Annotated in this window: 22 protein-coding genes and 1 pseudogene; 11 read left to right on the top strand and 12 right to left on the bottom strand. The window is 64.6% G+C overall.

Annotated elements, in window-relative coordinates; genetic code table 11:
* Positions 1–375 precede the first annotated feature (375 nt).
* From BRAS3843_RS18855 to BRAS3843_RS18865, 3 genes are all read right to left on the bottom strand, one after another.
* Complete coding sequence (locus BRAS3843_RS18855) at positions 376–1,191, bottom strand: membrane protein (RefSeq protein WP_035982155.1); 816 nt, start codon at positions 1,189–1,191, stop codon at positions 376–378.
* A gap of 56 nt (positions 1,192–1,247) precedes the next feature.
* Entirely contained in the window at positions 1,248–1,640 is a 393-nt protein-coding gene (locus BRAS3843_RS18860) for a hypothetical protein (RefSeq protein WP_008970596.1), read from the bottom strand.
* A gap of 61 nt (positions 1,641–1,701) precedes the next feature.
* Positions 1,702–2,457, bottom strand: coding sequence for a membrane protein (locus BRAS3843_RS18865; RefSeq protein WP_035982156.1), 756 nt, complete (start codon positions 2,455–2,457; stop codon positions 1,702–1,704).
* A gap of 280 nt (positions 2,458–2,737) precedes the next feature.
* On the opposite strand from BRAS3843_RS18865, the gene BRAS3843_RS18870 reads away from it, so the two are divergent.
* A complete protein-coding gene (locus BRAS3843_RS18870) occupies positions 2,738–3,397 on the top strand; it encodes a response regulator transcription factor (RefSeq protein ID WP_035982158.1) in 660 nt (219 codons plus the stop codon).
* A complete protein-coding gene (locus BRAS3843_RS18875; RefSeq protein ID WP_008970599.1) occupies positions 3,394–4,740 on the top strand; it encodes an ATP-binding protein in 1,347 nt (448 codons plus the stop codon). The genes BRAS3843_RS18870 and BRAS3843_RS18875 overlap by 4 nt, the downstream gene beginning before the upstream one ends.
* A gap of 83 nt (positions 4,741–4,823) precedes the next feature.
* On the opposite strand, the gene BRAS3843_RS18880 is transcribed toward BRAS3843_RS18875, so the two are convergent.
* Positions 4,824–5,144, bottom strand: a complete 321-nt coding sequence (locus BRAS3843_RS18880) for an NIF3 1 (RefSeq protein ID WP_035982161.1) — start codon at positions 5,142–5,144, stop codon at positions 4,824–4,826.
* Between the two features lie 200 nt (positions 5,145–5,344).
* On the opposite strand from BRAS3843_RS18880, the gene BRAS3843_RS18885 reads away from it, so the two are divergent.
* Positions 5,345–6,595 carry a multidrug effflux MFS transporter gene (locus BRAS3843_RS18885; RefSeq protein ID WP_008970601.1) on the top strand — a complete coding sequence of 417 codons (1,251 nt, stop codon included), beginning with the start codon at positions 5,345–5,347 and terminating at the stop codon, positions 6,593–6,595.
* A 4-nt stretch (positions 6,596–6,599) separates the two neighbouring features.
* Here BRAS3843_RS18885 and BRAS3843_RS18890 read toward each other — a convergent pair whose 3' ends face one another.
* On the bottom strand, positions 6,600–8,294 hold the full coding sequence (locus BRAS3843_RS18890) for a POTRA domain-containing protein (protein WP_244425389.1): 1,695 nt from the start codon (positions 8,292–8,294) through the stop codon (positions 6,600–6,602).
* Between the two features lie 247 nt (positions 8,295–8,541).
* On the opposite strand from BRAS3843_RS18890, the gene BRAS3843_RS18895 reads away from it, so the two are divergent.
* Together BRAS3843_RS18895 and BRAS3843_RS18900 are read left to right on the top strand one after the other, a co-directional pair.
* Positions 8,542–9,762 (top strand): FecR family protein, encoded by a 1,221-nt coding sequence (locus tag BRAS3843_RS18895; protein ID WP_008970603.1) that lies wholly within the window; start codon positions 8,542–8,544, stop codon positions 9,760–9,762.
* A 69-nt stretch (positions 9,763–9,831) separates the two neighbouring features.
* Positions 9,832–12,591 (top strand): EAL domain-containing protein, encoded by a 2,760-nt coding sequence (locus BRAS3843_RS18900; protein ID WP_008970604.1) that lies wholly within the window; start codon positions 9,832–9,834, stop codon positions 12,589–12,591.
* A gap of 395 nt (positions 12,592–12,986) precedes the next feature.
* On the opposite strand, the gene BRAS3843_RS18905 is transcribed toward BRAS3843_RS18900, so the two are convergent.
* From BRAS3843_RS18905 to BRAS3843_RS18920, 5 genes and pseudogenes are all read right to left on the bottom strand, one after another.
* Positions 12,987–13,901 (bottom strand): polyphosphate kinase 2 family protein, encoded by a 915-nt coding sequence (locus BRAS3843_RS18905; RefSeq protein ID WP_035982162.1) that lies wholly within the window; start codon positions 13,899–13,901, stop codon positions 12,987–12,989.
* A pseudogene (locus BRAS3843_RS39700) lies at positions 13,898–14,612 on the bottom strand (NUDIX hydrolase). The gene BRAS3843_RS18905 and the pseudogene BRAS3843_RS39700 overlap by 4 nt, the downstream one beginning before the upstream one ends.
* Before the next feature lie 15 nt (positions 14,613–14,627).
* Complete coding sequence (locus BRAS3843_RS18910) at positions 14,628–15,656, bottom strand: ABC transporter substrate-binding protein (RefSeq protein ID WP_008970606.1); 1,029 nt, start codon at positions 15,654–15,656, stop codon at positions 14,628–14,630.
* Positions 15,657–15,883: 227 nt separating this feature from the next.
* Positions 15,884–16,669 carry an ABC transporter permease gene (locus tag BRAS3843_RS18915; protein WP_008970607.1) on the bottom strand — a complete coding sequence of 262 codons (786 nt, stop codon included), beginning with the start codon at positions 16,667–16,669 and terminating at the stop codon, positions 15,884–15,886.
* A gap of 240 nt (positions 16,670–16,909) precedes the next feature.
* Positions 16,910–17,722, bottom strand: a complete 813-nt coding sequence (locus BRAS3843_RS18920; protein ID WP_008970609.1) for an ABC transporter ATP-binding protein — start codon at positions 17,720–17,722, stop codon at positions 16,910–16,912.
* Between the two features lie 259 nt (positions 17,723–17,981).
* On the opposite strand from BRAS3843_RS18920, the gene BRAS3843_RS18925 reads away from it, so the two are divergent.
* Together BRAS3843_RS18925 and BRAS3843_RS18930 are read left to right on the top strand one after the other, a co-directional pair.
* Complete coding sequence (locus BRAS3843_RS18925) at positions 17,982–18,776, top strand: ATP-binding cassette domain-containing protein (protein WP_008970610.1); 795 nt, start codon at positions 17,982–17,984, stop codon at positions 18,774–18,776.
* The gene (locus tag BRAS3843_RS18930; protein ID WP_008970611.1) at positions 18,773–20,335 is read left to right on the top strand and encodes an ABC transporter permease/substrate-binding protein; all 1,563 of its coding nucleotides are present in this window, start codon (positions 18,773–18,775) and stop codon (positions 20,333–20,335) included. Before BRAS3843_RS18925 ends, BRAS3843_RS18930 begins: the two co-directional genes overlap by 4 nt.
* A 7-nt stretch (positions 20,336–20,342) precedes the next feature.
* On the opposite strand, the gene BRAS3843_RS18935 is transcribed toward BRAS3843_RS18930, so the two are convergent.
* A complete protein-coding gene (locus BRAS3843_RS18935; protein ID WP_008970612.1) occupies positions 20,343–21,299 on the bottom strand; it encodes a DUF2380 domain-containing protein in 957 nt (318 codons plus the stop codon).
* A gap of 197 nt (positions 21,300–21,496) precedes the next feature.
* On the opposite strand from BRAS3843_RS18935, the gene BRAS3843_RS18940 reads away from it, so the two are divergent.
* The gene (locus BRAS3843_RS18940) at positions 21,497–22,915 is read left to right on the top strand and encodes a histidine kinase (protein WP_008970613.1); all 1,419 of its coding nucleotides are present in this window, start codon (positions 21,497–21,499) and stop codon (positions 22,913–22,915) included.
* A 20-nt stretch (positions 22,916–22,935) separates the two neighbouring features.
* Positions 22,936–23,571 (top strand): response regulator transcription factor, encoded by a 636-nt coding sequence (locus BRAS3843_RS18945; protein WP_085966978.1) that lies wholly within the window; start codon positions 22,936–22,938, stop codon positions 23,569–23,571.
* A gap of 18 nt (positions 23,572–23,589) precedes the next feature.
* Here the strand turns inward: BRAS3843_RS18945 and BRAS3843_RS18950 are convergent, their stop codons facing one another.
* Entirely contained in the window at positions 23,590–23,985 is a 396-nt protein-coding gene (locus BRAS3843_RS18950; protein ID WP_008970615.1) for a rhodanese-like domain-containing protein, read from the bottom strand.
* A gap of 145 nt (positions 23,986–24,130) precedes the next feature.
* Between BRAS3843_RS18950 and BRAS3843_RS18955 the strand changes: the two genes are divergently transcribed.
* Both BRAS3843_RS18955 and BRAS3843_RS18960 read left to right on the top strand, forming a co-directional pair.
* Positions 24,131–25,003, top strand: coding sequence for a helix-turn-helix domain-containing protein (locus BRAS3843_RS18955; RefSeq protein ID WP_050886473.1), 873 nt, complete (start codon positions 24,131–24,133; stop codon positions 25,001–25,003).
* A gap of 27 nt (positions 25,004–25,030) precedes the next feature.
* Entirely contained in the window at positions 25,031–26,227 is a 1,197-nt protein-coding gene (locus tag BRAS3843_RS18960) for a CaiB/BaiF CoA-transferase family protein (RefSeq protein WP_008970617.1), read from the top strand.
* The last annotated feature ends 17 nt before the right edge of the window (positions 26,228–26,244 follow it).

Below are 26,244 nucleotides of genomic sequence, written 5' to 3' on the forward strand. Positions count from 1 at the left end.
TCACCTGCCGCCTGCGCGTGAGCAGCGCGGGACTCGAGCATGAAGAGTGGAAGCAAACAGACACTCGCAAGCAAATAACCATACGCTCGCGCACCGCTGCACGCGGGCGCGTTGACAACAACGCCTGACATGACGTCCCCCGAAATTTCTTAGGAGTACGTTGCCGCTGCGTTGACGACGCATCAACGGGTTTTCGGAACCCGCGCGCTGGAATTGATACAGAATAGAACGGTTAAAAATCGCCAGCTCATTGCTGCCGCCGCACATCGACAACCTCTACACCAGGAGACGATTTATTAGTTCTGCCGCGATCGAATCGCTTGGCGCGCGATCAGCGGAGCCGCCTCCCCGCGCGAGGACGGTGCGCACGCGGGATTACCGTATCTGCTCTGCCACATCCGATCCGGGATGCCGACCTGGTCGTTGTGGCAACACGATAATCAATACCACCATGGCGACGAGGATCACAGCCGAGGCCAACGGTCGGCTCAGAGCAAGGCCACCATGGTTCATCGGCTTGTCGAGGAAATCTCCGACCGTCGCTCCCAGCGGCCGCGTGAGAATGAAGGCAGCCCAAAACAGGAAGACGCGCGAGATCTCGGTCCAGTAATAGAGGGCTGCCAGCACCGCGAGGCCCAGGCAAAAGACGAGCGCGCCGCCCTGATATCCCAAGCCGGTATCGTCCGCCGTCCAATCGCCGAGCGCCGTGCCCAGGGTTTGCGAAAAGGTGATCGTCACCCAGTAGAAGATCTCCACCTTGGGTGTCGTCACCGTTTGCACGGCGATCGAGCCGAGACTGAAATACCAGATGGCGAGCGAGCCGATCACGCATCCCAACAAGATGGATGAGCCGCCCGCGTATCCGATGCCCAATGAGCGATCGAACAGATCAGCCATCGCGGTACCGACTGTCGTCGAGGCCACAATCGCTAACCAATAGACCCAGGGATTGAACCGCCGGACCGAGATTTGCGCGATGACGGCTGCAACGAACACGGCAAGGAAGATGCCCGTGCCGATCAAGTAGCCTCCGCCTTGAGGGTTCGTGTCGGCGTGCAACCAGCTCATCGTCACCGCATCGCCGCCGGTTTCGCCAAGCGTGGTCGCCAGAACCTTAATAATCCAGAAGCCTAGCGTGACGGTGGGGACTTTACTGACGCCATTTTCTAAAGTGCTACTCAACGGCTTCATCATTTGCTCTTTCCGTGGACGTGAGCGGCCAGTGTTGTTTTCGTGGATGAAGGGCATCAGCCCTTCATCTGATCCATGACCGACAACAGATCGGCGAGGGCCTTCTTGCATTTGTCGGCGTCTGGCGTGCCTTCGCGCACGGCGTCGAGTGCACGGTCGATGGCCTTGTCGACCTTGTGCCAGTCGGAAGCCGCTCGCGGCTTCAAGCCTGCTTCCGCCTCATCCCATTTGGTCTCGAGATCCTTGATGCGCGTCTTGGCGCCGGGAAAGTCGCCTTTATCGACGAGAGCTGCGACATCGGCGGCAATGCTGCGGAATGGCGTCAGATCGCCGAGCTTCGACTGGGCAGCCTCGGCGCGAGATACGAGTGAAGCGCCTCGCTGAGCATAAGGCACAACTTGGGTGATGGTCACAGCAGCGACCGCCACCAGGAATTTGGTGAATCTCATGTTGCACTCCTTTGGTGATGATTTCGCGGGGATCGAGGATCAAGGCAGGCGGGGCGCACCTTCAGTCGCTCGTAAGGGCTTCAGCTTTGCGGCTCCGGTCACCCTCGAAAGTCAGCCGGGCGACCAGCGCGACAATGACGGTGAGAAAGGCGAGGCTGGTGTAGATCGTTCCAAGGCCAAGCCCGCCATAGTCACGCGCCTGAGACAGCAGATCGCCCAGCGAAGCGCCGAGCGGGCGCGTCAGGATGTAGGCCAGCCAGAAGGTCAGCACGGCGTTGCCGTTGAGCGCATAGGCGGCTCCGATCACTGCGATCAGCGAACCAAAGGCAATGACGCCGGCATCAAAGCCGAGACCAAGGGCTTCCGTGGCAAGGTCGCCGGCGGCTGTGCCGAGTGCGAAGGTGAAAAGGATCGCCGCCCAGTAGAACAGCTCGCGCCGTTTCGTGATGATCGTATGGATCGAGAGGGTCCGCTCCACCGCGTACCAGGTGGCAAAAATGGCAGCCAGCACGACCGCGAATGCCGACGTGCTGACGTAAAGGCTGATTTCCAACTTGTCGGTCAGGAAGTCCGTGATCTGTGTACCAACGATGCTGACCAGCACCACCGTGACCCAATAGATCCAGGGCATGTAGCGCCGCGCCCTCAATTGCAAGCTCAGCGCCAGAAAGAGCAGCGTGGCCATCAGGAGATCGGTTGCCGCGACGCCCAGCCCCACATGAACAGCGAGATAGTCCGCGCCCGTTTCGCCGACCGTCGTCGACATGATTTTGATGACCCAGAAGATGAAAGTTACTTCCGGGACCTTGTTCAGCATCTCATGCGTGAGGCGCAGCTGCTGTGGCACGTCGCGAAACTCCTTTTCGGGGCGGATCGAGGAACCCGTCAAAATCCGGAGTCAACCTGCGCGCATGAACTTAGCCCCGGCTTAGCGACCGGTTCTGGCGACGTTAGGCATCCTAATTCGTTCCTAAGTTGGATCAGTCATACTGCCCTTGGCCTCCCTCTCGGACTTGGCTTCGGACTTGGCTCTTGGCTGATGATGCCGTACGAGGTTGGGTGGTCTCGTCGCCGTGTGGATTTCAAAGATCGTCGCCATGCGAGTTCTGTTAGCCGAAGACGACAAGATGATTGGCGCCGCCGTGGTCGAGGCGCTCAAGGATGCTGCCTATGCGGTCGATTGGGTCCGCGACGGCGGCCTTGCCATCGAGGCGACCCGCAATGAAAGCTATCATCTCGTACTGCTCGATCTTGGCCTGCCGGCTGTCGATGGCCTCGATGTGCTCAAGACTATTCGCGCCGCCAACACCAAACTGCCCGTCATCATCCTGACGGCGCGTGACGCGCTTGATGATCGCGTCCGTGGTCTCGATCTTGGCGCCGACGACTACCTGATCAAGCCGTTCGAAATCCAAGAGCTGCTCGCCCGCATGCGGGCGGTCATCCGCCGTGAAGGAAGCGGCGCGTCGCCAATCCTGGGCAATGGAAGGCTTCAGCTCGATCCCGCCACCCGTGAAGCCAGTTTTGTCGGCGAGAGAGCCATTCTCAGCGCGCGGGAATTTGCCCTGCTTCAGGCCCTGCTGCTGCGGCCTGGCGCCATCCTGTCGCGCGCCGACCTTGAAGGGCACATCTATGGTTGGAACGAGGAGGTCGAGAGCAATGCCGTAGAGTTTTTGATCCACACCATTCGCAAAAAACTCGGTGCGCTTGCGATCAGGAATGTCCGTGGCGTCGGCTGGATGGTGGACCGCGCATGACCCGGTCGCTGCGCGCTCGCCTCTTTATCGGATTGACGTCGATCGTCATTTTGACGGGCGCCATCGGTGCCACCTTCGCTTATCTGTGGGCCTACGACGAGGCCATCGAGATCCAGGACTCCGTCCTGATCCAGGTCGGTGCATTTGCGCTCGGTGCTCCTTTCAAGGAAAATCAGGCCGTCAATGGTGTCGACGTCGATTCAGAAATTGGGGTCGTCGAGCTCGGCAATGCGCCGCGCGGCCCCGCGGATATGCGCCGGCTTTGGGTTTTGCAAGACGGGTTGCACAACGATAGCTATCAGGGCCAAGCGGTTCGCGTTCTGCTGCGCACCCGGCCGGACGGAAGCCGCCTTGCAGTCACCCAGAGCAGTGAAATCCGCACCGAGCTCGCGGGCAATATGGCGCTCCGCACCTTGCTGCCGATTGCAGCGCTCGTGCCGTGTCTGATGCTGGTGATAGCGATTGTGATTGCACGCTCGCTCGGTCCAATGGTGCGCTTGGCCGACGAGCTTGATGGGCGCAGAGCCGACGATATGAGGCTGCTCGCGACCGAGGGCGCACCGAGTGAGCTACAGCCGTTTCTTGCCTCGATCAACGGATTGCTGGCCAGAGTCTACGCGATGGTGGATCAACAACGGCACTTCATCGCCGATGCCGCTCACGAGTTGCGGACCCCGATTACAGCGTTGAGCCTGCAGGCGGAAAATCTCGATTCCGTCGACATGTCTGTCGCCGCACGCGAACGCGTCAATGCTTTGAAACGCGGTATGCGGCGAACCAGACAATTGCTTGAGCAGCTCCTCGTACTAGCACGTCAGCAGTCAGGCCTGTCTGACAAGACTGAACGTGTGTTTCTTGACAGAGTTGCGAAAGGCGTCGTCGCCGATCTGTGGGAAGATGCCGCCGTCAAGGATGTCGAGCTTGGCTTCACAGTCGCTGACGAAGTCGAGGTAGACGGCAACAGTTTTGCTCTGACCTCGGCGATCCGTAACGTTGTTGAAAATGCGATCAAGTTTTCGCCCGATGGCGGCACGGTTGATCTTGGCGTCACCCGAGAGGGTGCCATGGCGGTCGTACAGATTGAGGACAGCGGGCCTGGCATCCCGCCGGCCGACATCGACCGCATATTTGAGCCCTTCTTCCGCGGCAGCCAGCCGAGCGGCGAGGGCTCCGGGCTCGGTCTCTCGATCGCCAGGCGCGCCATCGATCAGGCAGGGGGCGTGATCGAAATCGAGAATATCATCGGCCGGGATCGGTCGGGGCTGAGGGTAACCATCAAATTGCAAGCGGCAAGGGTCGAGGCCTCTCAAGCAAGAGCAGCCTGCAACGAAAGCCTGCCGTGATGATGCGCGCCTGAGCGTCGTGAGATTCCGGGGTCAGTCCGGACGGGCTGCCCCGGAAATGCCGGCGTTATGACGCAGTCAAACTATTCGATCACTTCGATCGGGTAGACGTCGATCGCAGGCTCCTCGTAAGGATGCGCGGTCCGGATCGCCTGCAAGGCGTCGCGCAGGCGATCCTTGGCACACACGGTCTCGATGCGCTCTTCCTCGACTGCTTCCAGCCGTCCCACAGCACCGATCGTCGGGTTGGCGCCGGCAAGCGGCCGGAACCGGCCGATGCCCTTCACAGTAAACGAACAGTAATCGTAATTGCCGATCCACCCTGCTCCGGCCGCACCCATCGCCGCGCGGACCGCGTCGCCCTGCGCCTCCGGGACATAGACGACAATCTTGTAAACCTTCATGCCTGCAACCTCAGCCTCGATCACGCCGGCGGTATCGTCGCGACTGCGGGGACACAATTTGCCGGCGCCCCGCCCCACTCACAATCGCGCCAACGGGCCAGGTGCCGTAGGGCTGCCATTCCGAAACGTGGGTTGTGCACCGCAACAAAGCCAATCAGATTCGTTCGCATCCTAAGAAGCACTCGTGGAAGGCTCTCGACTTGGCTGACACCAATGCCGACACCATCGCAATCGTCCGCCACCGGCCGATGGGTTTCGCCGAATTCGTCATCGTGATTGCGACCATCATGTCGCTGAACCCGCTGGCCATGGACATGATGCTGCCGGCACTGCCGAATATCGGCTCGGCCTTCCATATCGACGTGGCCAACCGGCTGCAGCTGGTGCTCTCGGCTTTCATGATCGGTTTCGGCATCGGTCAGTTCGCCATCGGGCCCTTGTCTGACAGTTTCGGCCGCCGCCCGGTGCTGCTCGGCGGCATGGTGCTGTATTCCTGCGCCAGCGTGCTCGCCATTGCCGCCCCCTCGTTCGAGACGCTGCTGCTCGCGCGCGTGCTGGAAGGTCTCGGCACGGCGGCCACGCGCGTGATCGCGACCTCGATCGTGCGCGACTGCTACGCCGGGCGCCGGATGGCCAGCGTCGTCTCGCTGGCGATGATGGTGTTCATCGCAGTCCCGGTGGTGGCGCCGTCGTTCGGACAGGCGGTGCTGGTGTTCGCGCAATGGCGCGGCATCTTCGTGGTGCTGACAGTGTACGGCCTGGTGGCGCTGATCTGGACCATGACGCGGCTGCCTGAAACCCTCCCCGCGTCCGAGCGCAAGCCGTTCGCCGTTCGCGAAATTCTGGACGCCTTCCGCAAGACCCTGACGGACCGTCAGACGCTCGGCTATGCGCTCGCCGCGAGCGGCACCTTCGGCGCGCTGCTCGGCTATGTGTTCTCATCGCAGCAGCTGTTCACCGGCGTGTATCATCTCGGCCGTTATTTTCCGCTCGCCTTTGCCGCCATCGCGGGGTCGATCGCCGTCTCCGCCTTCATCAATGCCCGGCTGGTCGGCCGGCTCGGCATGCGCATGATCTCGCACAGCGCGCTCATCGGCAGCGTCGGAACCGCGATCGTCACCTTCGCGGCGGCGCGCCTGGACATGCTGCCGCTGTGGCTGTTCATCCTCCTGTCCGCCGGGATGATGTTCGCCTCCGGCCTGATGTTCGCGAACTTCACGGCGCTGGCAATGGAACCGCAACGGGCCAACGCCGGCACCGCCTCCTCGCTCTACGGCTCGATCACCACCCTGCTCGGCATGGGCGCCGGTGCTGTGGTCGGCCAGGCGTTCGACGGCACAGCCATCCCGTTCGCGACCGGCTTCCTGGTCTGCAGCTCCGCGGCGCTCGCGATCGTGCTGGTCACGGAAAAGGGCCGGCTGTTCCACTCGCACCAGCCGGGCACGATCTAGAAAGCTAGAGACACGGCCCCTGGCCGCGCTGCGGGCAGAGCTTCACGGCGCTCGACAGCGACAGCAGGAAGCGGGCGCTGCGGGTGTCGTTGTCCGGCGCGCGATAGGACAGCGGGAAGGCGACGCCGAGATCGGCACGCCATTCGTTCGGGAAGGTGAAACGGATACCGGCGCCAACCGAGGTCAGCGCCACGCCGTCGGACGGGCGGAAGCCGTCGTTCCAGACCAGGCCGGCATCGGCGAAGCCATAGAGCTGATAGCCGAGGAGGTAGGCCCAGTTCAGCTTCTGGTCAAAGCGCAGCTCGAAAGTGCCGGCGAGGCCATTGTCGCCGCTGATCTCCGCGCTGCGATAGCCGCGCCCGAAGGCGAAGCCGCCGAGATAGAATTGCTGGGAATTGTAGAGCGGCCCCGAGGCGACCTGTCCGGCGCCGGCGATCTTGATCGACCAGGCATCCGACAGAGTCTGGTAGCGCGTGAACCACGCATTGAGGATCGAGAAGCTGGGCGAGGTGCCAGCGCGCGACGCCAGCGGATCGTTGGAAGGTGTGGCGCCGAGAATATCCAGGCCTTGGCGGTAGGACACGGTCAGATAGCTGTCGCCGCCGAACCGATCGCCCCAGCGATAGTCCGAGGTCAGCGTGAGAAAGCGGATGTGATCCTGATAGATCTTTCCGAACACATCGCGCTCCGACACCTCGCTGAAGGCCAACGCCGCCGTCAGCACCAGCGATGATTGCTGCGACTGGATCGGCGCGATGCTGCCGTGCACCTCGTAGGTCTCGGTTACGGTATTGTCGTTGAAGAGCCGGCGGATGTCGCCGGGCCGCACTTCGCTATAGAGCGCCGAGGCGCCGACCCGCGCGCCGTCGGTGCCGACAGGCGCGTCATACGACAGCCGTCCGAAACTGAGCTGGCGCGGGTCGCCCGGCGTGGTCGACAGGTTCACGGCCAGCGTATCGCCCGGCAGCAGATAGGAGTTGAACGCGGCCGTCGCATAGCTCTGCCAGGGGCCGACCGTCGACGAGCCGAGATTGTCCAGGCCTGTAAAGCCATAGAGGTGCCATGTCTTCAGCTCGAGCACCAGACGAAAGCGCCCCGTGGCGCCGCCGAGCTCCTCCAGCGAGGAATCGGCGATGCGCACGCCGCCGCGGCTGTTGATCAGGAGCAGCTGGCGTTCAAGCGTCGCAAGACGTGACGGCTGCTCCGCCAGCACCGCGTCGAGCATCGGCCGCACGCCGAACTCCTCGGCGCCCGGACCTTTCAGTGTCACCTCGGTGATACCACCTTCGATCACCCGCACCCGGACCCGGCCGTCGCTGATGTCCTGCGGCGGCACGATGGCGCGGCTGAGATGGAAGCCGGCCGCGCGGTACTGCTCGGTGATATCTGCCGCAATCGCCGCCAGATCGTCCTGCGACACCGGCTTGCCGAGGTAAGGCTGATAGGCCCTCGCCAGTTGCTCGCGCGGCAGCGCGCTCGCCCCGCTCAGAGCAACGCCACGCAGCACGAACAGCGGCTTGCCGTGGCCCCGCAGCTCAGGCCGGGGCGCCTGCGACAGGCGAGGTCGAACCGGGGCGGGAGCCGGGCGCGACTGCAGATCGTCGAAGAACTTCTCGGTCTGTCGCGGATCGAACGCGGGCGGGCTGGCCGGGTCTGCCTGCGCAGGCACGGCACTTGCGGCCGCCAGAAGCGCTGCCACGACGTGTGCCAACACGACGCGTGCGCGAGCCCGGTTCCGGCCAAGCCCGATGGTCAGCAAGGCGTCTGAATCGCTTGAGAGGACAAATCTCGTGAATGCCGGGACACATGAAGACCGCATGATTTTGATTAATTTTTTATGGTCAACGAAGGGTTAAGGCGTCCGGGAATGACGAGGCTTTGTCCTAAGGGTCTCTTGAAACATTTCCGCTAGTTTGCAGTCTCGGCAACTATCGCGAGAGGCCACCATGTTGGGCATTGGCAGTCTGAAACGAGTCCTGACCGCCGCGTTCATCGTCGGCGCGGCTCAAGCCGCCTGCGCGGCTGATGGCGAGCCCTGGTCGGTGAGCAAATTCTCCGGCGAAGTGTGGGTCATCACGGAAGGCGCGGCTCAGGTCTCGCTCGGTAGCGACAACGTTCTGAACCCCGGCGACAGCATCCGCACCGGCCACAACGGCCGCGTCCTGCTGACGCGCGGCGCCGAAACCATCCTGATCGCGCCGAACTCGGTCGTTGGCCTACCCACTGAAGCCAAGGACGGCATGGCAACAACCATCCTGCAGCGCGCCGGCTCGATCCTGCTCGATGTCGAGAAGGGCAACGTCCAACATTTCGAGGTCGAGACACCCTATCTCGCCGCGGTCGTGAAGGGCACCCAGTTCAGCGTCACCATCGGGGCTAACAGCACCAAGGTCGAGGTCAGCCGCGGCCAGGTCGAAGTCGCAGATTTCAAGTCGGGCCAGATCGCGCAGGTGAGGCCCGGCCAGGCGGCAACCGCTTTCACCCATGGCAAGGCCGGACTGAGCCTCAGCGGCTCCGGCAGCTTCAGCCCGATCGAGCAGGGTCGCCCACGCGCCTCCTCCGTCGATCGCGTTCCGGTCCCCAAGGGAGGCCTGCAGGCGCCACGCGGCACCAACGGCAGCGTGATCCATGCGCTCCAGTCTGTCGGCGGGTCGATAAGATCAGCCGCTGCGCCTTTGAGCACCCAGCCCGGCGCTGTCGCCAACCTTGCCAAGCCGAACGTGGTGCGGATCTCGGCGCCGCTCGGCGAAGTGAAGCTCAATGTGCATCAGGCGACCCATGGGCTCGCCCATGGCGGAGCCACGCCGGGCGTTCGCAGCGCATCGCGCAGCGATACGGTCTGGAGCGATGCCAAGGCAGGCGTGAGCAGCGCAAGCAACAGCAGCAGCTCCGCCGCCAGCAGCAACACCAGCAGTGCGACCGGGGACGCTTCGGTTGCGGCAGCGGTGACGGCCGCAGTCGGCTCGTCAAGCGGATCGGCCGGCGGCGGCAACGGCAACAACTCGAACGGCAACGGCAATGCGGTCGCCAACAACGGCAACGGCAATTCCGGCGGCAATGGCAATAACGGAAACGGCGGCGGCAACGGAAATGGCAACGGCAATAGCGAAAACAGCAATGCTGGCGGCAACGGCAATGGCCATGCCTATGGGCACACCAAGAACTAGCTGAGGCCGGCAAGAGGCTGAGACACGGTGCGCGCGCAAGGCGCACGCACGAATGGGGACTTAAGGGGGATGCTGAAGCATTTGCGGCCGCACGTTCTGGTGCTGATTGCGCTTCTGACTGTCGGCGTCTCCGGCTGGCATGAGGTGCTGCGCAACGGGCTCAGCGACCTTAGGCTCACGTGGGACAAGCGGCAGGCCAGCAGCGAGATCGCCATCGTCGCTATCGACGCCCATTCGATCGAGCGGATCGGCGTCTGGCCGTGGCCGCGGGCTTTGCATGCTGAATTGCTGCGGCAGCTGATGCGTGCGGGCGCAGAGCAGATCGCGTTCGACGTCGACTTCAGCGCGCCGTCCGACCCGCCGTCCGACCAGGCTTTCGGTGACGCGCTGCAGGCCGCCGGCGGATCGGTGCTGCTGCCGGCGTTCAGGCAGCCGGCCGCGGCCGGCGCCCCAGGTGCCGTCCATGTCAACCGTCCCTTGCCGCAATTCGAAGCCAATGCCTGGCCGGTGCTGGTCAACGTCACTGTCTGTCCCGACGGCAGGGTCAGGCAGTATGCGTTTGGCGAACAGCTTGCGGGCGGCCTGGTGCCGTCGATGGCCGCGGCCCTGACCGGTCGAAGCTTCGCCAGCGACGCGTCGTTCCTGATTGATTTCGGCATCGATCCCGCGTCGGTGCCGACGATCTCCTATGTCGATGTCATGAACGGCGACCCGGCAAAGCTGGCGCTGCTCAAGGGCAAGAAGGTGATCGTCGGCGGCACCGCGCTGGAGCTCGGCGACCGCTTCAGCGTGCCGAACGGAAAGATCGTCTCCGGACCTTTGCTACAGGCGCTCGCCGCGGAATCGATGCTGCAGGGACGCACCCTGCAGATGACCTCGAACGCCGTGACGCTCGCGGGCGTCGTCATCATCCTCATGATGATGATCATGTCCTGGCGCCGGCTCGGCGCCTTCTGGCGCGTGCTGTTGCTGGTGGCGACGAGTGCCCTGGTCGAGGCTGCGGCGCTATGGCTGCATGCACGCTATGCCGTGGTCCTCGACAGCTCGCTGCTGCAGCTCGCGATCCTTGCCTATCTGGCGACGATCGCGCTCGACGAAATCGATTTCCGTGGCCTGCTCCGCCGCGTCGCTGAGAACCGTTTCCAGCGCATCGCAATGTCGCTCAGCGACGGGCTGGTCTGCACCGATGCAGACGGACTGATCACGTTGTGGAATCCGGGTGCCGCGGCGATCTTCGGCTATCAGGCGGACCAGATCATCGGCCAACCGTTCCGGACGCTCTGCGTCGACCCTGATGATGCTGAGGCGCTGTTCGCGATTCGAGACGCCGCATGGGTGGCGAAGCTCGCGCCAGGCGGATCGGTGATCGAATTCGATGGTCGCCGCAATGACGGCGAGGTGTTTCGGGTCGAAGCGAGCGTCTCTGCCTGGCAGGGCGCCGACGGATTGCAATACGGCGCGATCCTGCGCGACGTTTCGCTCCGCAATCGGGAGGCCGAGCGCATCCGCTATCTCGCCGAGCACGACGCGCTCACCGGGCTGTTCAACCGCAACACGCTTCAGGCGCGGCTCACCGTGCTGCTAAGCGCCGAGGACGCGCTGTCTCGGGACATGGCGCTGCTGGTGATCGGCCTCGACGGCTTCCAGCAGATCAACGACATGCTCGGACAGAGCTATGGCGACCTCGTGCTCAGGGCGGTGGCGGACCGACTGACCGCGGAGTTCGGCGGCCAGGGATTGGTCGCTCGCTTGAGCGGCGATGAGTTCGCCGTCGCGGTGTCCTACGTTACGGTCGGAGATACCGTCGCGGAGCTCGCCGAGCACGTCGCGCGGCTGTTCGACGCTCCGCTGCAGGCCGGCCCGCGCCAGCATCATGTCAAAGTGAGCATCGGCGTCGCGGTCCATCCGGAGGGCGGACGGACCGCAGACGAGCTCCTGAGCAACGGTCATCTGGCGTTCTGCCGGGCCAAGGCGATCCGCCGCGGCCGCCATGTGATCTTCGAGGAGACGATCCGCAGCGAGCTCGAGGCGCGCCTGACCTTGGAGGCGGAGCTTGCGCTTGCGGTCGAGCGCAACGAGTTCGAGCTGTTCTATCAGCCGCAGGTCAACCTGCTCGATGGCCGCGCGATCGGCGCGGAAGCATTGATCCGCTGGCGCCATCCGGTGCGTGGCCTGGTTCCGCCTGCCGCCTTCATTCCCGTGGTCAACACGTCGGCCCTGTCTGAGACGGTCGCGAGCTGGGTGCTGCAGACGGCCTGCCGCCAGGCCCGAACATGGGAGCTCGCCGGCACTCCGGTTCGAATCGGCGTCAACCTGTCGCCTTCGCAATTGCACTCCGGCGATCTTGCCGCCCAGGTCGGCAGCCTGCTCCAGGACACCGGACTCTCGCCGGCGCTGCTCGAACTCGAGGTGACGGAGGACATCCTGCTGCACGACGAGGCCCGGGCGCTCGACATTTTCAAGCGCATCGAGGCGCTCGGCGTCAGCATCGTGTTCGACGATTTCGGCACCGGCTACGCCAGCCTCAGCTATTTGAAGAAGTTCCGCCTCGACGGTCTGAAGATCGATCGCTCCTTCGTGTTCGATCTCCTGACCGATGCCGATGATGCGGCGATCGTCGGCTCGACCGTGAGCCTCAGCCGTCAATTGGGGCTGATGGTGATCGCCGAAGGCATCGAGAACCAGGCGACCGCCGACCTGCTGCTGCGGCTTGGCTGCGAGCACGGACAGGGCTACTTCTTCGGCAAACCGATGCCGGCCGCCGATTTCGAGCGGCAGTTCCTGATGGCGAAAGATGCTGGCGGCGAGGGGCAGCGCGGCGCCGCGTAAGCCTGCGATGTCGTAGCCTTGATTTTTAGAAGTCTTGCCGCGGCGCTTGAATATCGGAAGATGAGGCGCGGCGCACATGAGTGCGCCCTCCCCCTTGTGGGAGACGGCATATAGGAAATCGTGGCAAGCTCGGTCGGGCGAGGGGTATGCCTCAACGAGCGTAGTTCGCGGAGAGACCCCCCACCCGATCGAGTGCGTGGATGGTCCGGAGATGCCCTCTCCCGCAAGGGGAGAGGGCGCTGCACGGCGCAACGCTGACCGACCTCACTCAGTCAATGGTGGGCAAACGCGGTGTAGCCACCGATTCACGGCCAGAGGTCCGGTGGGCACGGTGCCAACGCCTTTGCCCACCCTACTCTCCTCTCGCAATAACGAACCCAAAGATCGGATTATCGCTACTTCTTCCGCCCCTTGCCCTCGGCTTCCAGCGCCTTGCGCACCGCCTTGAATTCCTTGAGCGAGGCCGGATCGGTGCGCGGAAAATGCAGATCGAGGCTCTCCAGCGTCGCCACGATGGCCGAGCCGATGACGACGCGTGCAAACCATTTGTGGTCCGCCGGAACCACATACCAGGGCGCAAACGGCGTCGAGGTGTGCCGCAAGATTCCCTGGTAGACGGCCTGGTAGCGCTGCCAGCGCGCCCGCTCGGTGACATCATTCATCGAGAACTTCCAGTTCTTCGCCGGCTCCTCCAATCGGTCGAGGAAGCGTTCGCGCTGCTCCTCCTTGGAGATGTTGAGGAAGAATTTCAGGATCACGGTGCCGTTGCGTGTCAGGTAGCGCTCGAAGGCGGAAATGTCCTCGAAGCGCTCACGCCAGATGTTCTTGGTGATCAGCTTCGGCGGCAGCTTCTCGGCTTTGAGCAATTCGGGATGCACCCGCGTCACCAGGCACTCCTCGTAGTAGGAGCGGTTGAAAATGCCAATGCGGCCGCGCTCGGGCAGCGCGAGGAAGCTGCGCCACATGAAGTCGTGATCCAGCTCCTTGGATGTCGGCTGCTTGAACGAGGTGACCTCGCAACCCTGCGGGTTGACACCTTCGAAGATGCTCTTGATCGCGCTGTCCTTGCCGGAGGCATCCATGCCCTGGAAGATCACCAGCAGCGACCACCGGTCCTGCGCATAGAGCTTCTCCTGGAAATCGGCGAGCCGCTTGCGGTTCTGCTCGATGATCGCTTCGCCTTGCTCCTTGTCGAGGCCGCCCTTGGCCTTGGTCTTGTGCGACTTCAGGTGAAACCGCTCGGCGCCGTCGACACGGAACGGCGAAACGAACGGGTCGAGCTCAGCGGCCAGCAAGCGCGGCTTGTTCATGGGAGTAAGGCTTCGCTGTCTTCGAATTGCGCTTCGAGAAAGGCGGTGACGAAGCGCGGCATCGTCGCCGTCAGATCGTCCCTCGAGCGAACCAGCAGGATCGCGGAAAGTTCCGGCTCGACCTGCGTGGCGAGATTGGCCTCGATGCGGCGTTGCAGCGCCCTCGCTTCCGACGTCGAGCACCCGCATCATCGCGATCGAGGCGCCGGTGACCACGCAATCCCAATGCGCGCCGGCCTGGTAGTCCGACGGCGACAGCCCCGTCTCCTCCTCGACCTCGCGCGCGACATTCGCTGCGATGTCGAGGCTGCCGTCATTGACATCCTCCGGATCGGGCGTGCCGGCCGGGAAATAGATCCTGCCGGCATTGGCGGTCTGCCCGCCCATCACGCCGAGTACGAAGGCGCCGTCGGCCGTGCGCAGCGCGCCCATGCCGAAGCCGTTGAAGACGGAGCGATCCGGAAAACCCCAATCGCGCCAGGCGAGCAGATTGGCGAAGTCGGTTTCGAAATAGCTCGCGCGCAACTGCCCGGCGGCGAATACGGGATCACGTCCGAGCAGCACGCGGCCATTAAACAGCGCCGGTATCGCGCGCTGCCTTTCCTTGAAATGCGCCGCGATGTCGGCTTGCCGTTCACGTGCAAACGGCCAGTCCCAGGGCTCGACCTTGAAGTCGAGCCCTGTCACGCGATGAATGACGACATCGGTCATGCACACCCATGCTTTCTATTTTGAGCTTGCGCCCGTGGTGCCCTTCGCCTTGTCGACGAAGGTGTTGGTGTAGGTCTTGCTGACGTCGACATTGGCCTTGGCGACATCAGGCGAGCCCGTGCTGAACACGGCGAGCACGGCCTCGGCCCCCTTCGGGTCCATCTTGCCGGTTTCCGAATACATCGGAATCGTATTCTTCAGCGCGGCAAGATAGAGCGCCTTGTCCTTGCCGACCATCTCGTCGGGCATCTTCGCCATGATCTCTTCCGGCGTGTGCGCATGAATCCAGACAAGCGTGGAGAGGATCGCATTGGTCAGCGCCTGCGTTTCACTCGGATGCCCGGCGACCCAGGCTGCGGTCGAATACAGCGCGCCACCCGGATACTCACCGCCGAACACCTCCAGCGTATCATGCTGGGTGCGGGTGTCGCTCAGGATCTTCAGGTCCGGATGGCTGCCCTGCAGCACCGTGACCGAGGGATCGAGCATCACGGCGGCATCGATCTGACCCTGCTCCATCGCCGCCACCGCAGTCGCGCCGAGACCAACGCCGATCACCGCGGTGCCGGAGGGATCGAGTCCGTTCTTCTTCAACAAATATTTCAGGAAGAAATCGGTCGAGGAGCCCGGCGCGCTGACGCCGACCTTCTTGCCGGCGAGATCCTTGATCGAGCTGATCTCCTTGTTATGCGACGGCGCGACCACCAGCACCAGGCCGGGATAGCGGTCATAGACCACGAAGGATTGCAGCTCCTGCTTCTTGGCGGCGAGATTGACGCAATGATCGAAATAGCCGGAGACGACATCGGCGCTGCCGCCGAGCACGGCTTTGAGCGCATCCGAGCCGCCTTTGAGATCGACGAGATCGACGTCGAGCCCCGCTTTCTCATATTCGCCGAGCTGCTTGGCCAGCACGGTCGGCAGATAGCACAGGCAGGCCCCGCCACCGACCGCGACCGTCACCTTGCTCGCGGCCGACGCGAGGCTTGTGGTCAGGGTGAGAGCGAGCAGCGTTCCCGCGAGCTTAGCGAAAATTGTTTTCATTGTTTCCTCCGTTCAGATTGTCTTCAGCCTAGAGCGGCGGGCCTGGATTGAGAAGACCGCCACGACAAACACAGCTGTCGTCCCCGCGAACGCGGGGACCCATAACCACCGGCCAGCGTGTCTTGCACATGATCGTCGACCAGCATCGCCCCACGATAAGTTCCGCGGTATGGGTCCCGTCGTGCGCCGGGACGACACCGGTTTTTGTCGCTCACATCTCACGTCGATCATCGTGCATCCACGGCATCCGGCCGCCACACCAGAAGCCGCCGCTCGACCAGCGTGACGCCGATATCGATCAGCACCACGAAGATCGACAGCACGAACATGCCGGCGAACACGCCGGCGACATCAAACACGCCTTCGGCCTGCTGGATCAGATAACCCAGGCCCGCGGCTGAACCAAGATATTCGCCGACCACCGCCCCGACCACGGCGAACCCGACGGACGTATGCAGCGAGGAGAACATCCAGGACAGCGCCGAGGGCCAGTAGACGTGGCGCATCAACTGCCGCTCGCCCATGCCGAGCATGCGTGCGTTGTCGCGCACCACGGTCGAGACTTCCTTGACGCCCTGATAGACGTTGAAGAACACGATGAAGAAGACCAGCGTGACGCCGAGCGCGACCTTGGACCAGATGCCGAGCCCAAGCCATAACGTGAAGATCGGCGCCAGCACCACGCGCGGCAGTGCATTGGCCATCTTCACGTAGGGGTCGAACACGGCCGCGACCAGCGGCTTGCGCGCGAACCAGAAGCCGACCAGCACGCCGCCGAGCGAGCCGATCACGAAGGCCAGGATCGACTCCCACAGCGTGATCGCAAGATGCTTCCAGATCACGCCGGTCGCGAACCAGTTGATGACCTGGGAGAACACATCCACCGGATTGGAGAAGAAGAACGGCGGCAGCAGAATGCGGCCGAACACCGGCACCGTGGCGAACACCTGCCACAGCGCGATGATGGCGACGGCGACCAGCATTTGCAACGCGAACAGGCCGACGCGGGACATCACACCGCTCCGCCGTACATGCGAGGTGCGAAGCTGTGGCCACGTGCGCGGCTCTGCTCCCCTCCCCCTTGCGGGGGCGAGACGAGCAATGCTCGCTCTGAGGGGTTGGGGGTGGCGGTGCCACAGCCAACAGTCTTTGCGGGGTACCCCCCACCCCGACCCTCCCCCGCAAGGGGGAGGGAGCGCACCGTCCTCGTCGAAAGAACAGTGCTTTAGAACTTGAACTCATCGCAGACATCGTCATGCCGCCCCCGCCTGCGCGTAGCCCTTGGCCACCTCGGCCTTCAGCATGTGCCAGATCTCGCGATGCAGCTCGTGGAACTCGTGGCGGAGCCGGACTTCGAAAATGTCGCGCGGGCGCGGCAGCTCGACCCGCCAGTCACCAATGATGCGCGCGGCCGGTCCGGCCGACATGATGACGACACGGTCGGCGAGCGCGATCGCCTCCTCGAGATCATGGGTAACGAACAGCACGGCCTTGCGATCGTCGCTCCAGAGATCGAGCAGCAGATTGCCCATGATCTGCCGGGTTTGCGCATCGAGCGGGCCAAACGGTTCGTCCATCAGGATGATCTTGGGATTGCGGATCAGGACCTGGGCAAGGCCGACGCGCTTGCGCTGGCCGCCGGAGAGCATATGCGGATAGCGGTTGCCGAAGCTGGCGAGGCCGACCGAGGCCAGCCAGGCTTGCGCGCGCTCACGCGCCTCGGCTCGCGGCGTGCCCGCGATGTCGAGCCCGATCGCGACGTTCTCCAGTGCTGTCTTCCAGGGAAACAGCGCGTCGGCCTGGAACAGATAGCCGGCCTCGCGATTGAGGCCGGCGAGCGGCCGGTCGAAGATCCGCACCGCACCACCCGCGGGTTTCAACAGCCCGGCAGCGAGGTTGAGCAGCGTGGATTTGCCGCAGCCGGTCGGCCCGACGATGGCCACGAACTCGCCGTCCGCCACGCTGAGCCGGGCCTTCTCCACCGCGGTATAGACCCGCCCGCCGGCGAGACGGAACGCCACGGTCGCCTCCTCCAGCGCGACGGCCGCGGATCTTGCCTGCGTCACTTTTCGTTCCTCCAATTGCGGACGATGGCTTAGCGTCTTGAGCGGCGAAGTTCAACGCGGCCCCGCGACGTGCTACGTGAGAGGGAGCGGCGACGTCTTACCCTCCCCTGGAGGGGGAGGATCGGCTCACATTGAGCGAAGCGAAATGTGAGACGGGGCGAGGTGATCTATCGAAAGAAGCCACCCCACCCCGACGCTCATGTCATTCGCGTCGACCCTCCCCCTCCAGGGGAGGGTGTGAAAACCAGTCGAACCGTCGATGCCAGACACGCCGCTGATCACCTACGCTCATGTCTGCAAGAGCTTCGCCAACAACGGCGCGCGCGTACGCGCGGTCGACGACGTGTCGCTTGCGGTTGCGGAGGGCGAATTTCTTGCCATCGTCGGCACCTCCGGCTCCGGCAAGACCACCCTGCTCCGGCTGACGAACCGGCTGACCGAGGCCGACTCCGGCGCGATCACGATCGCAGGCGAGGATGTGAGCAAAGTTGATCCGGTGACCCTGCGCCGCCGCATCGGCATCGTGTTCCAGAGCGGCGGCCTGTTTCCACATCTGAGCGTGGCCGCCAATATCGGCATCACGCCCGCTTTGCTCGGCACGCCGGCCGATGAGATCACAACCCGTGTCGATGAGCTGCTCGACCTGGTTCGCCTGGATCGTTCCGCCTATCGCGACCGTCTGCCGCATGAGCTCTCCGGCGGCCAGCGGCAGCGCATCAGCGTTGCGCGCGCGCTCGCCGCGAGCCCGCGCATCGTCCTGATGGACGAGCCGTTCGGCGCGCTCGATCCGCTGACGCGCGATGCGCTCGGCGATGATTTCCGCGCCCTGCACGACCGGCTGAAGCTGACAACGATCATGATCACCCATGACATGACGGAAGCCATTCTCCTGGCCGACCGCATCGCGGTGATGCGCGCCGGCCGGCTGCTCGCAACCGGCACACCGGCTGAACTCGCGGCCAGCCAGGAGCCTTACGTGACCGAGCTGCTGCAGACGCCACGGCGACAGGCCGAGCGGCTAAGGGCGCAGCTTGCGGAGCGCGGCACCGCATGAGCCTGCTTTCCGATCCGCGCTTCATCGAGGCGTCGTCGCATCTTGCGGATTATCTCGGCAGCCATTTGCGGGTCAGCATCGCGGCGCTGGCACTGGGGCTCGTCGTCAGCTTTCCGCTGGCGCTGATCGCGCGCAACCGGCCGGTGCTGCGCGGCGTCCTGCTCGGCGCGGCCAGCATCGTGCAGACCGTGCCGGGGCTGGCGCTGCTCGCGCTGTTCTACCCGCTGCTGCTTGCGCTCGGCGCGCTGGCGATGCGCTGGCTCGGCGTCGGCTTCTCCGCCTTCGGCTTCCTGCCGGCGGTGCTGGCACTTGCGCTCTATTCGATGCTGCCGGTGCTGCGCAACACCATCACCGGGCTGAACGGCATCGAACCGGAGCTGCTGGAGGCGGCGAAAGGCGTCGGCATGACCGCGCGGCAGTCGCTCACGACGGTCGAACTGCCGCTGGCGCTGCCGGTGATCATGGCCGGAATCCGCACCGCCGCCGTCTGGGTGATCGGGACGGCGACGCTGTCGACGCCGATCGGGCAGACGAGTCTCGGCAACTACATCTTCGCCGGGCTGCAGACGCAGAACTGGGTGCTGGTCGTGTTCGGCTGTGTCGCGGCCGCCGTGCTCGCGCTCGCGGTCGACCAGCTGCTGGCGTTGATCGAGACCGGCCTGCGGAATGGCCACCGCCTCCGCGCCGGTCTCGGCGCGGCCGGCATTGCGGCGATGGTCGCCGCCAGCCTCGTGCCGGCGCTCGCCGGATCGGGCGCGCGCTACGTGGTCGGCGCCAAGACCTTCACCGAGCAATATGTGCTGGCGGCGTTGCTCAGCGAGCGCCTGCAGGCGGCCGGGCTGCCGGCGACGACGCGCGCCGGGCTCGGCTCCAGCGTGATCTATGAAGCCTTGCGAAATGGCGATGTCGACGTCTATGTCGATTATTCCGGCACGCTGTGGGCCAACCAGTTTCATCGCAGCGAACAGCTGCCACGCGACGCGCTGCTGGATGCGTTGAAGACGGAGCTTGCGCAAGAGCACGTCACCCTGCTCGGCGAGCTCGGCTTCGAGAACGCCTATGCGCTGGTGATGCCGCGGACCCGCGCCGAGGCGCTTCATATCCACACGATCGCCGATCTCGCCAGCCATGCCGGCGCCATGACCATCGCCGGCGACTATGAGTTCTTCTCGCGGCCGGAATGGGCGGCATTGCGTGAGGCCTATGGCCTGTCGTTTCGGGCGCAGCGCCAGATGCAGCCGGACTTCATGTATGCGGCGGTCGCCGCCGGCGAGGTCGACGTGATTGCGGGCTACACCAGCGACGGGCTGATCAAGAAATACGATCTCGTCGTGCTCGACGACACCAAGCACGCGATCCCGCCCTATGACGCGATCCTGCTGCTGTCGCCCAAGCGCGCGGGCGATCAGGCGCTGCAGAAGGCGCTGACACCCCTGCTCGGCAAGATCGATATCACAGCGATGCGCGAAGCTAACCTGCGTGCCTCCGGCAGCGATGCGGATGCGTCGCCGGAGGCCGTGGCGCGGTGGCTGTGGGAGACGGTGACCGCGAAGAAATAGCGCGCAGTCATCTCGTCTCGTCACCACCGAGCAGCCGCTCACTCACCAGACGTGCCGCACCGCGCCCCCAGGAGTAGTTGGCGCCCATGCGAAGCCCGCTGTCGCCGGCAGCAATGACGGCCCCACTTCTGGTATCGCGGAGCTGGAATCTGATCGTGTATTCCGTGCGGCTGACCCGCCCAACCACGCCGGTCAGCGCCTGATCCGCACCAAGCTCGCGGGCGAACCGCAGGTCGCAATCATCACAGCCGGTCTGCGGCTTTGCCGCTACCGCCGTATCCACCTCGACCAGCCGGTAACGGCCGGACTGATCGAGGAGCTGACGCACCGCTTCGGTCGTATCAGCCAGTCCCTTGATATCGGTCTCCGTCGCGCCGACCGCCCCGGCTCCGGCGCTGCTGTCGTCCAGCGTGAACGGGAGCAGCGCAATCCGGACCGGCGCCGACGGAGCCGCCATGGCATCGCGAATCTGGCGCGATATGAAGATCTCGGCCCGCTGCCAGGCCTCGTCATCATCGCCGCGGAACGTGAACAGCTTCTCGGATATCACGCGGTTGGATGCGACTTCGACGACGGCGGTCCGCGCCCACTGCACCAGCGTGCTCGTCTTCTGAACAGCACCGACCACGAGAAACCGCGCCCCTGCATCGGTTGTGACGCGGCGGAGTCCATCCATGGCTGTCCCATCTGCGAGACAGGACGGCGCACAGGATGGATCGACCAGGCGAAGACGCTGGTCTGTCGCCAGCTCGTGACGGAGCGCGGCCATGAAGGCCTGGAGCCGCCGCTGATGCGCAGCACTCTGGTCGGCCGGCTCGCCGGAGGTATCGACATAGCTGAAATCCGCGACCACCACGGCCGGGGCCGGGCCGGACGGCTGGGCCGGCCACGCGCGGCCGAAACCCACGGCGAACATCAGGCTCGCAATCGCGAAACGGCCAAGCAAACGTGAGCTGCGGGTCATGAGAGCTCCTTTTCCGAAAAGGTTGGACCCGAACGCTAAGATCGCGGTTTGCTGGCCGAAACGGCTGATATCCCGGCCGGCTACGGGAAAATTTCACGACGTCACCTCTCGTCCGGTGGCGATCCTTTTCGTCGCGCCGGTTCTGCCGTTAAATGCGCGGGCCGCTTTAACCTGATCCCACGCGTGAGGCCGAGACGATGTGGACCCTCGCCAACAGCGATCTCAAATACCGCCTGACCTTGCGGATATCGGCCGTATCCGCCATCTGCTTTGCCGTCATTTCCGCGGTCGTCGTGTGGGACATCGACCGCTCGACGCGCATCGAACTGAACGACATCGCCGACATTACCGCCAGGACGCTGCAGCTGCAGCTCAACAAGACGCGCTGGGTGAACAATCCGGGGGCGACCTTCCCCGACCTCGACAGCATTACCTCGCTGGTGATGCGGCCGGGCCTGTGCATCGCCTACCGCGCCGGCAGCGGACAAATGGTGCAACAGTTCTGTGGCGGAGCGCAGACGCAAAGCGAGCCGCCGCGCGCCTTTGCCGTCGTCCATCGCGCCATGTTCGATCACGGGCGCGAGGCGGCGCGGCCTGTGCTGTTTGGCGACAGACCACTGGGCGAAGCCGTGGCCTGGATCGATCCAGCCGTTCTGAGCGCCGATGCATGGCGCGAGCTGAGCCGCCTGCTGCCGGTGCTCGCAGGCGCGCTCGTGCTGCTCTGCGTGCTCAGCTACGCGGCGCTGGCGCGGGCGCTGCGGCCGACGCGGCTGATCCGTGCAGGGCTGGAGCGGATCGCCGCCAACGACCTCACCGCGCGGCTGCCGCCGTTCGATCTCGCCGAGCTGTCGGCGATCCGCGATGCCTTCAACCAACTGGCCGAAAACCTCGCGACATCCATCGCGGAGCGCAACGAGCTGACGCGGCGGCTGATCGCGCTGCAGGACGACGAGCGTCGCCATCTCGCCCGCGAGCTTCATGACGAGTTCGGCCAGTCGCTTGCCGCCATTCGCGCGCTGGCGTCCGCGGCCGGCCAGAGCGCGGCGCAGACCAGTCCGGAGCTACTGTCCGAATGCGACAGCATCGCACGCACCGCTGGTGACATGATGAGCACGCTGCGCGGCGCGCTGTTCAGGCTGCGTCCGCCCGACATCGACGAGCTTGGGCTGGGCGCAAGCCTCGAAGGCCTGGTCACGGGATGGAGCAGGCGCCAGTCCGGTCGGACGAGGTTTGAGATCAGGCTTGCAGGCGCTGTCGACAGCCTGCCGGAGACGATCGGCCTGAATCTGTATCGCATTGCGCAGGAAGCGTTGACCAATGCAGCACGGCACGCGGACGCCGCGCAGGTGCTGCTTCAGTTGACGGTGCATGACCGGCGCGATGCGCCCGCAGCGATCGAGCTCACCGTCGAGGATGACGGCCGCGCCGGCGATCAGGCGGTGAGGCCGGGAATGGGGCTGCTCGGCATGCGCGAACGGGTGGCCGGGCTGGGCGGACAATTGAACTTCGAATCGAGACAGGACGGCGGCTCGCGCCTGCATGTCGGCATTCCCTTCGCTACGAGCAGCAACCGGTCACTGTCCGACCAGCGCGTGCTTGAGGAGTGCGCGGCGTGACCAGTCCCGGCGGAGCCATCATGCTGGTCGACGATCATGCCGTGGTGCGCGAGGGCTACAGATCAGTCCTCCAGAAGCAGCCGGGCTTTCGGGTGGTCGCCGAAGCCGCCGATGGCGCCGAAGCCTACCGGCTGTTCAAGGAGGTGAGGCCTGATCTCGTCATCATGGATGTGACCATGCCCGGCGTCGGCGGCATCGAAGCGATCCGCCGCATCCGGCAATGGGATCGCGAGGCCAGGATCCTGGTGTTCACCATGCACGAGAATGCCGGCTTTGCCGTGCAGGCGATCCGTGCCGGCGCCAAGGGTTATGTGACCAAGAGCAGCCCGCCGGAAGCGCTGGTGCAGGCGGCGCGGGACGTGCTCGCCGGACGCATGGCAGTCAGCCCGGACATCGCCCAGGAACTCGCGCTCGGCCGGCTCGCCGGCGAAACCGCGGCGGCCGATGTGCTGACGGCGCGCGAATTCGAGGTGCTGCAGATGCTGCTCGCGGAGCGAACCACCGACGAGATCGCAGACGCGCTCCATCTCAGTCCGAAGACGGTCGCCAACGTCCATTCGATCATCAAGGACAAGCTCGGCGTCGGCTCGGATATCGAGCTCGTCAGGCTCGCGCTGCGGCAGGGCCTGCTGTCGCAGCCCATGCCGCCGGCGTGAGGACAAGCCGCAACCGGCTCACATGCCCGGCTCGATCGGCTTCTCGACCGCGCCGCCGCTCTCGGCCCAATCCTTGAACGCGCCGACATTGTAGACCTTGTCGTAGCCGAGATCCTTCAGCGTCTTGCCCGAGAGCGCCGAGCGGCCGCCGGACGCGCAATACAGGATCACCGTCTTGTCCTTGGCAAAGTTCTTGTCGTGGTAGGGCGAGCCCGGATCGGCGCGGAATTCCAGCATGCCGCGCGACACATGCACCGCGCCGGCGATCTTGCCGCTCTTCTCGACTTCCGGCGCATCGCGCACGTCGACGATGAGCGTGTTGCCCTTGGCGATCATCGCCTTGGCTTCGCCCGGCGTGATCTTGGGTACTGCGGCGTTCGCCGCTTCCAGCATCTGCTTGACCGTTGTTGACATCTCTGACCTCCGGCAATGGGCGGCATTATGCCCGCGATCGGCGCTATCCGCCCTCACAAACAGATGACGTCCACATAATGGACTAACTATCGATATTTGATCAGACATGTAGACAGAATGACCGGAATGTCCCATTCCTATGGACATGAGCATTCTGAATGATCCACAGCCGGCCGCCATCCGCCCCCTGCCCGTCGAAATCATGCTCGCCGACAGCGCCGGCGACGCTGCCTTCGCCACCACGCTCGCCAAGGGCCTGATGGTGCTGGAGGCGTTCAAGGCGGGATCGCCCGTGCTCGGCAACATGGAGATCGCCGCGCGCACCGGCATTCCGCGCCCCACGGTGGCGCGGCTGACCCACACGCTCGCCGAGCTCGGCTATCTCGACTACGACGCGGAGCGCGCCAGATATCGCGTCGGCATCCGCGCGCTGCGCATCGCCCACCCCTTGCTTGCCGACATGCCCTTCCGGCAAACCGCGCGGCCCCTGATGCAGGAGGTGGCGCAGAGTGTGCGCGGCACGGTGTCGATCGGCCTGCTCGACGGCACCTCCATGATCTATGTCGAGACGGCGCGCTCAGGCGATGTCGGGCCGCATGTCCCCGACATCGGCATGCCGATCCCGGTCGTCAGCACCGCGATGGGCCGCGCCGCCGCGTCCTTGCTGCCGACACACGATGCCCTCTCGCTCGAACAGCGGCTGGAAGCATCAGACACGGAGCAATGGTCGGCCTATCGCGAGGCCTATCGCTCCGGCATCGCGCAATGCGCCGAGCGCGGCTTCTGCACCTGCTTCGGCGAGTACATGGCCGCGATCCATGCGGTGGCCGTGCCGCTGTTTCACAGCGCAACGCGCGCCTTTTCGATCAATTGCGGCATTCCCGCCTTCCGTCTGCAGCCCGGCCAGCTCGAGGCCGAGATCGGTCCACGCATCCGTGCGCTTGCTGCCAGCATTCGCGCGCTGATCGGCGCACCCGAGCCGGTGGTCGGCGCGCCCGACCCAAGAAACAGAAAATGAGCTGCAGAACATGCGCAGGAGCGAGAGTTGAGCGGGCCGCTTGAAGGATTGAAGGTTCTGGACATCGCGACCATCATCGCCGCGCCACTGGCCGCGACCCTGCTCGCCGACTACGGCGCCGAGGTGCTCAAGATCGAGATGCCGGGCCATGGCGATGGCGTCAGGTCGTTTCCGCCGTTCAAGGACGGCAAGCCGCTGTGGTGGAAGACAGCCAACCGCAACAAGCAATTCGCCACGCTCGATCTGCGCACGCCGGAAGGGCTCGCGCTGTTCAAGCGACTCTTGCCGCGCTTCGACGTGCTGATCGAGAATTTCCGCCCCGGCACGCTCGATCGCTGGGGCTTGTCGAAAGAGGTGCTGTGGTCGATCCAGCCGCGCCTGGTCATTCTGCGCGCCACCGCCTTCGGCCAGGACGGCCCGTATCGCGGCCGGCCCGGCTTCGCCCGCATCTTCGAGGCGATGGGCGGGCTGACCTACATCACCGGCGAGACCGCCGGCGAGCCCACTCATCCCGGCTATCCGATGGGCGACGCCATCGGCGGCCTGTTCGGCGCGCTCGGTGTGCTGGCTGCGCTGTGGAAACGCGCGAAGGACAAGGACGCGCCGGGCGAGGAGATCGATCTCGCGCTGACCGAAGCGGTCTTCCGCCTGCTCGATGTGCTGCCGGTCGAGTTCGACCAGCTCGGCTTCGTCCGCGGCCGCATCGGCAACGCCAACGGCTATTCCGCGCCGGCCGCGGTCTATCGCACCCGAGACGATCATTGGGTGACGCTCGCGGGCTCGACCAACGCGCTCTACGCCGCCAATTGCCGTGCGATCGGCCGGCCCGATCTGATCGAGGACCCGCGCTTTGCCAACAATGCTGAGCGTGTGAAGCACGCCAGCGAGCTCAACGACATCTTCCAGGCCTGGTGCGCGACACACACGCTCGATGAAATCCTTGCGGCCTTCAACGCTGCGCAGGGCACGCTGGCGCCGATCTACGCGATCGACCAGATCGCCGCCGATCCACAGGCGCAGGCGCGCGAGATGATCACGCGCGTGGCCGATCGCGATTTCGGCTCGGTGGCGATGTCCAACGTGGTGCCGCGCTTCATGGTCGATCCGGCGCGGCTGCGCCACGCCGCCGGCGATGTCGGACAGGACAATCGCATGGTCTATCAGGACTGGCTTGGCCTCTCCGAGGCGGAGATCGACGCGCTGAAGCGAAGGGATGTGATCTGACGACCGGACGCAGCGTC

This window comes from Bradyrhizobium sp. STM 3843 (assembly GCF_000239815.1).
Classification (GTDB): Bacteria; Pseudomonadota; Alphaproteobacteria; order Rhizobiales; family Xanthobacteraceae; genus Bradyrhizobium.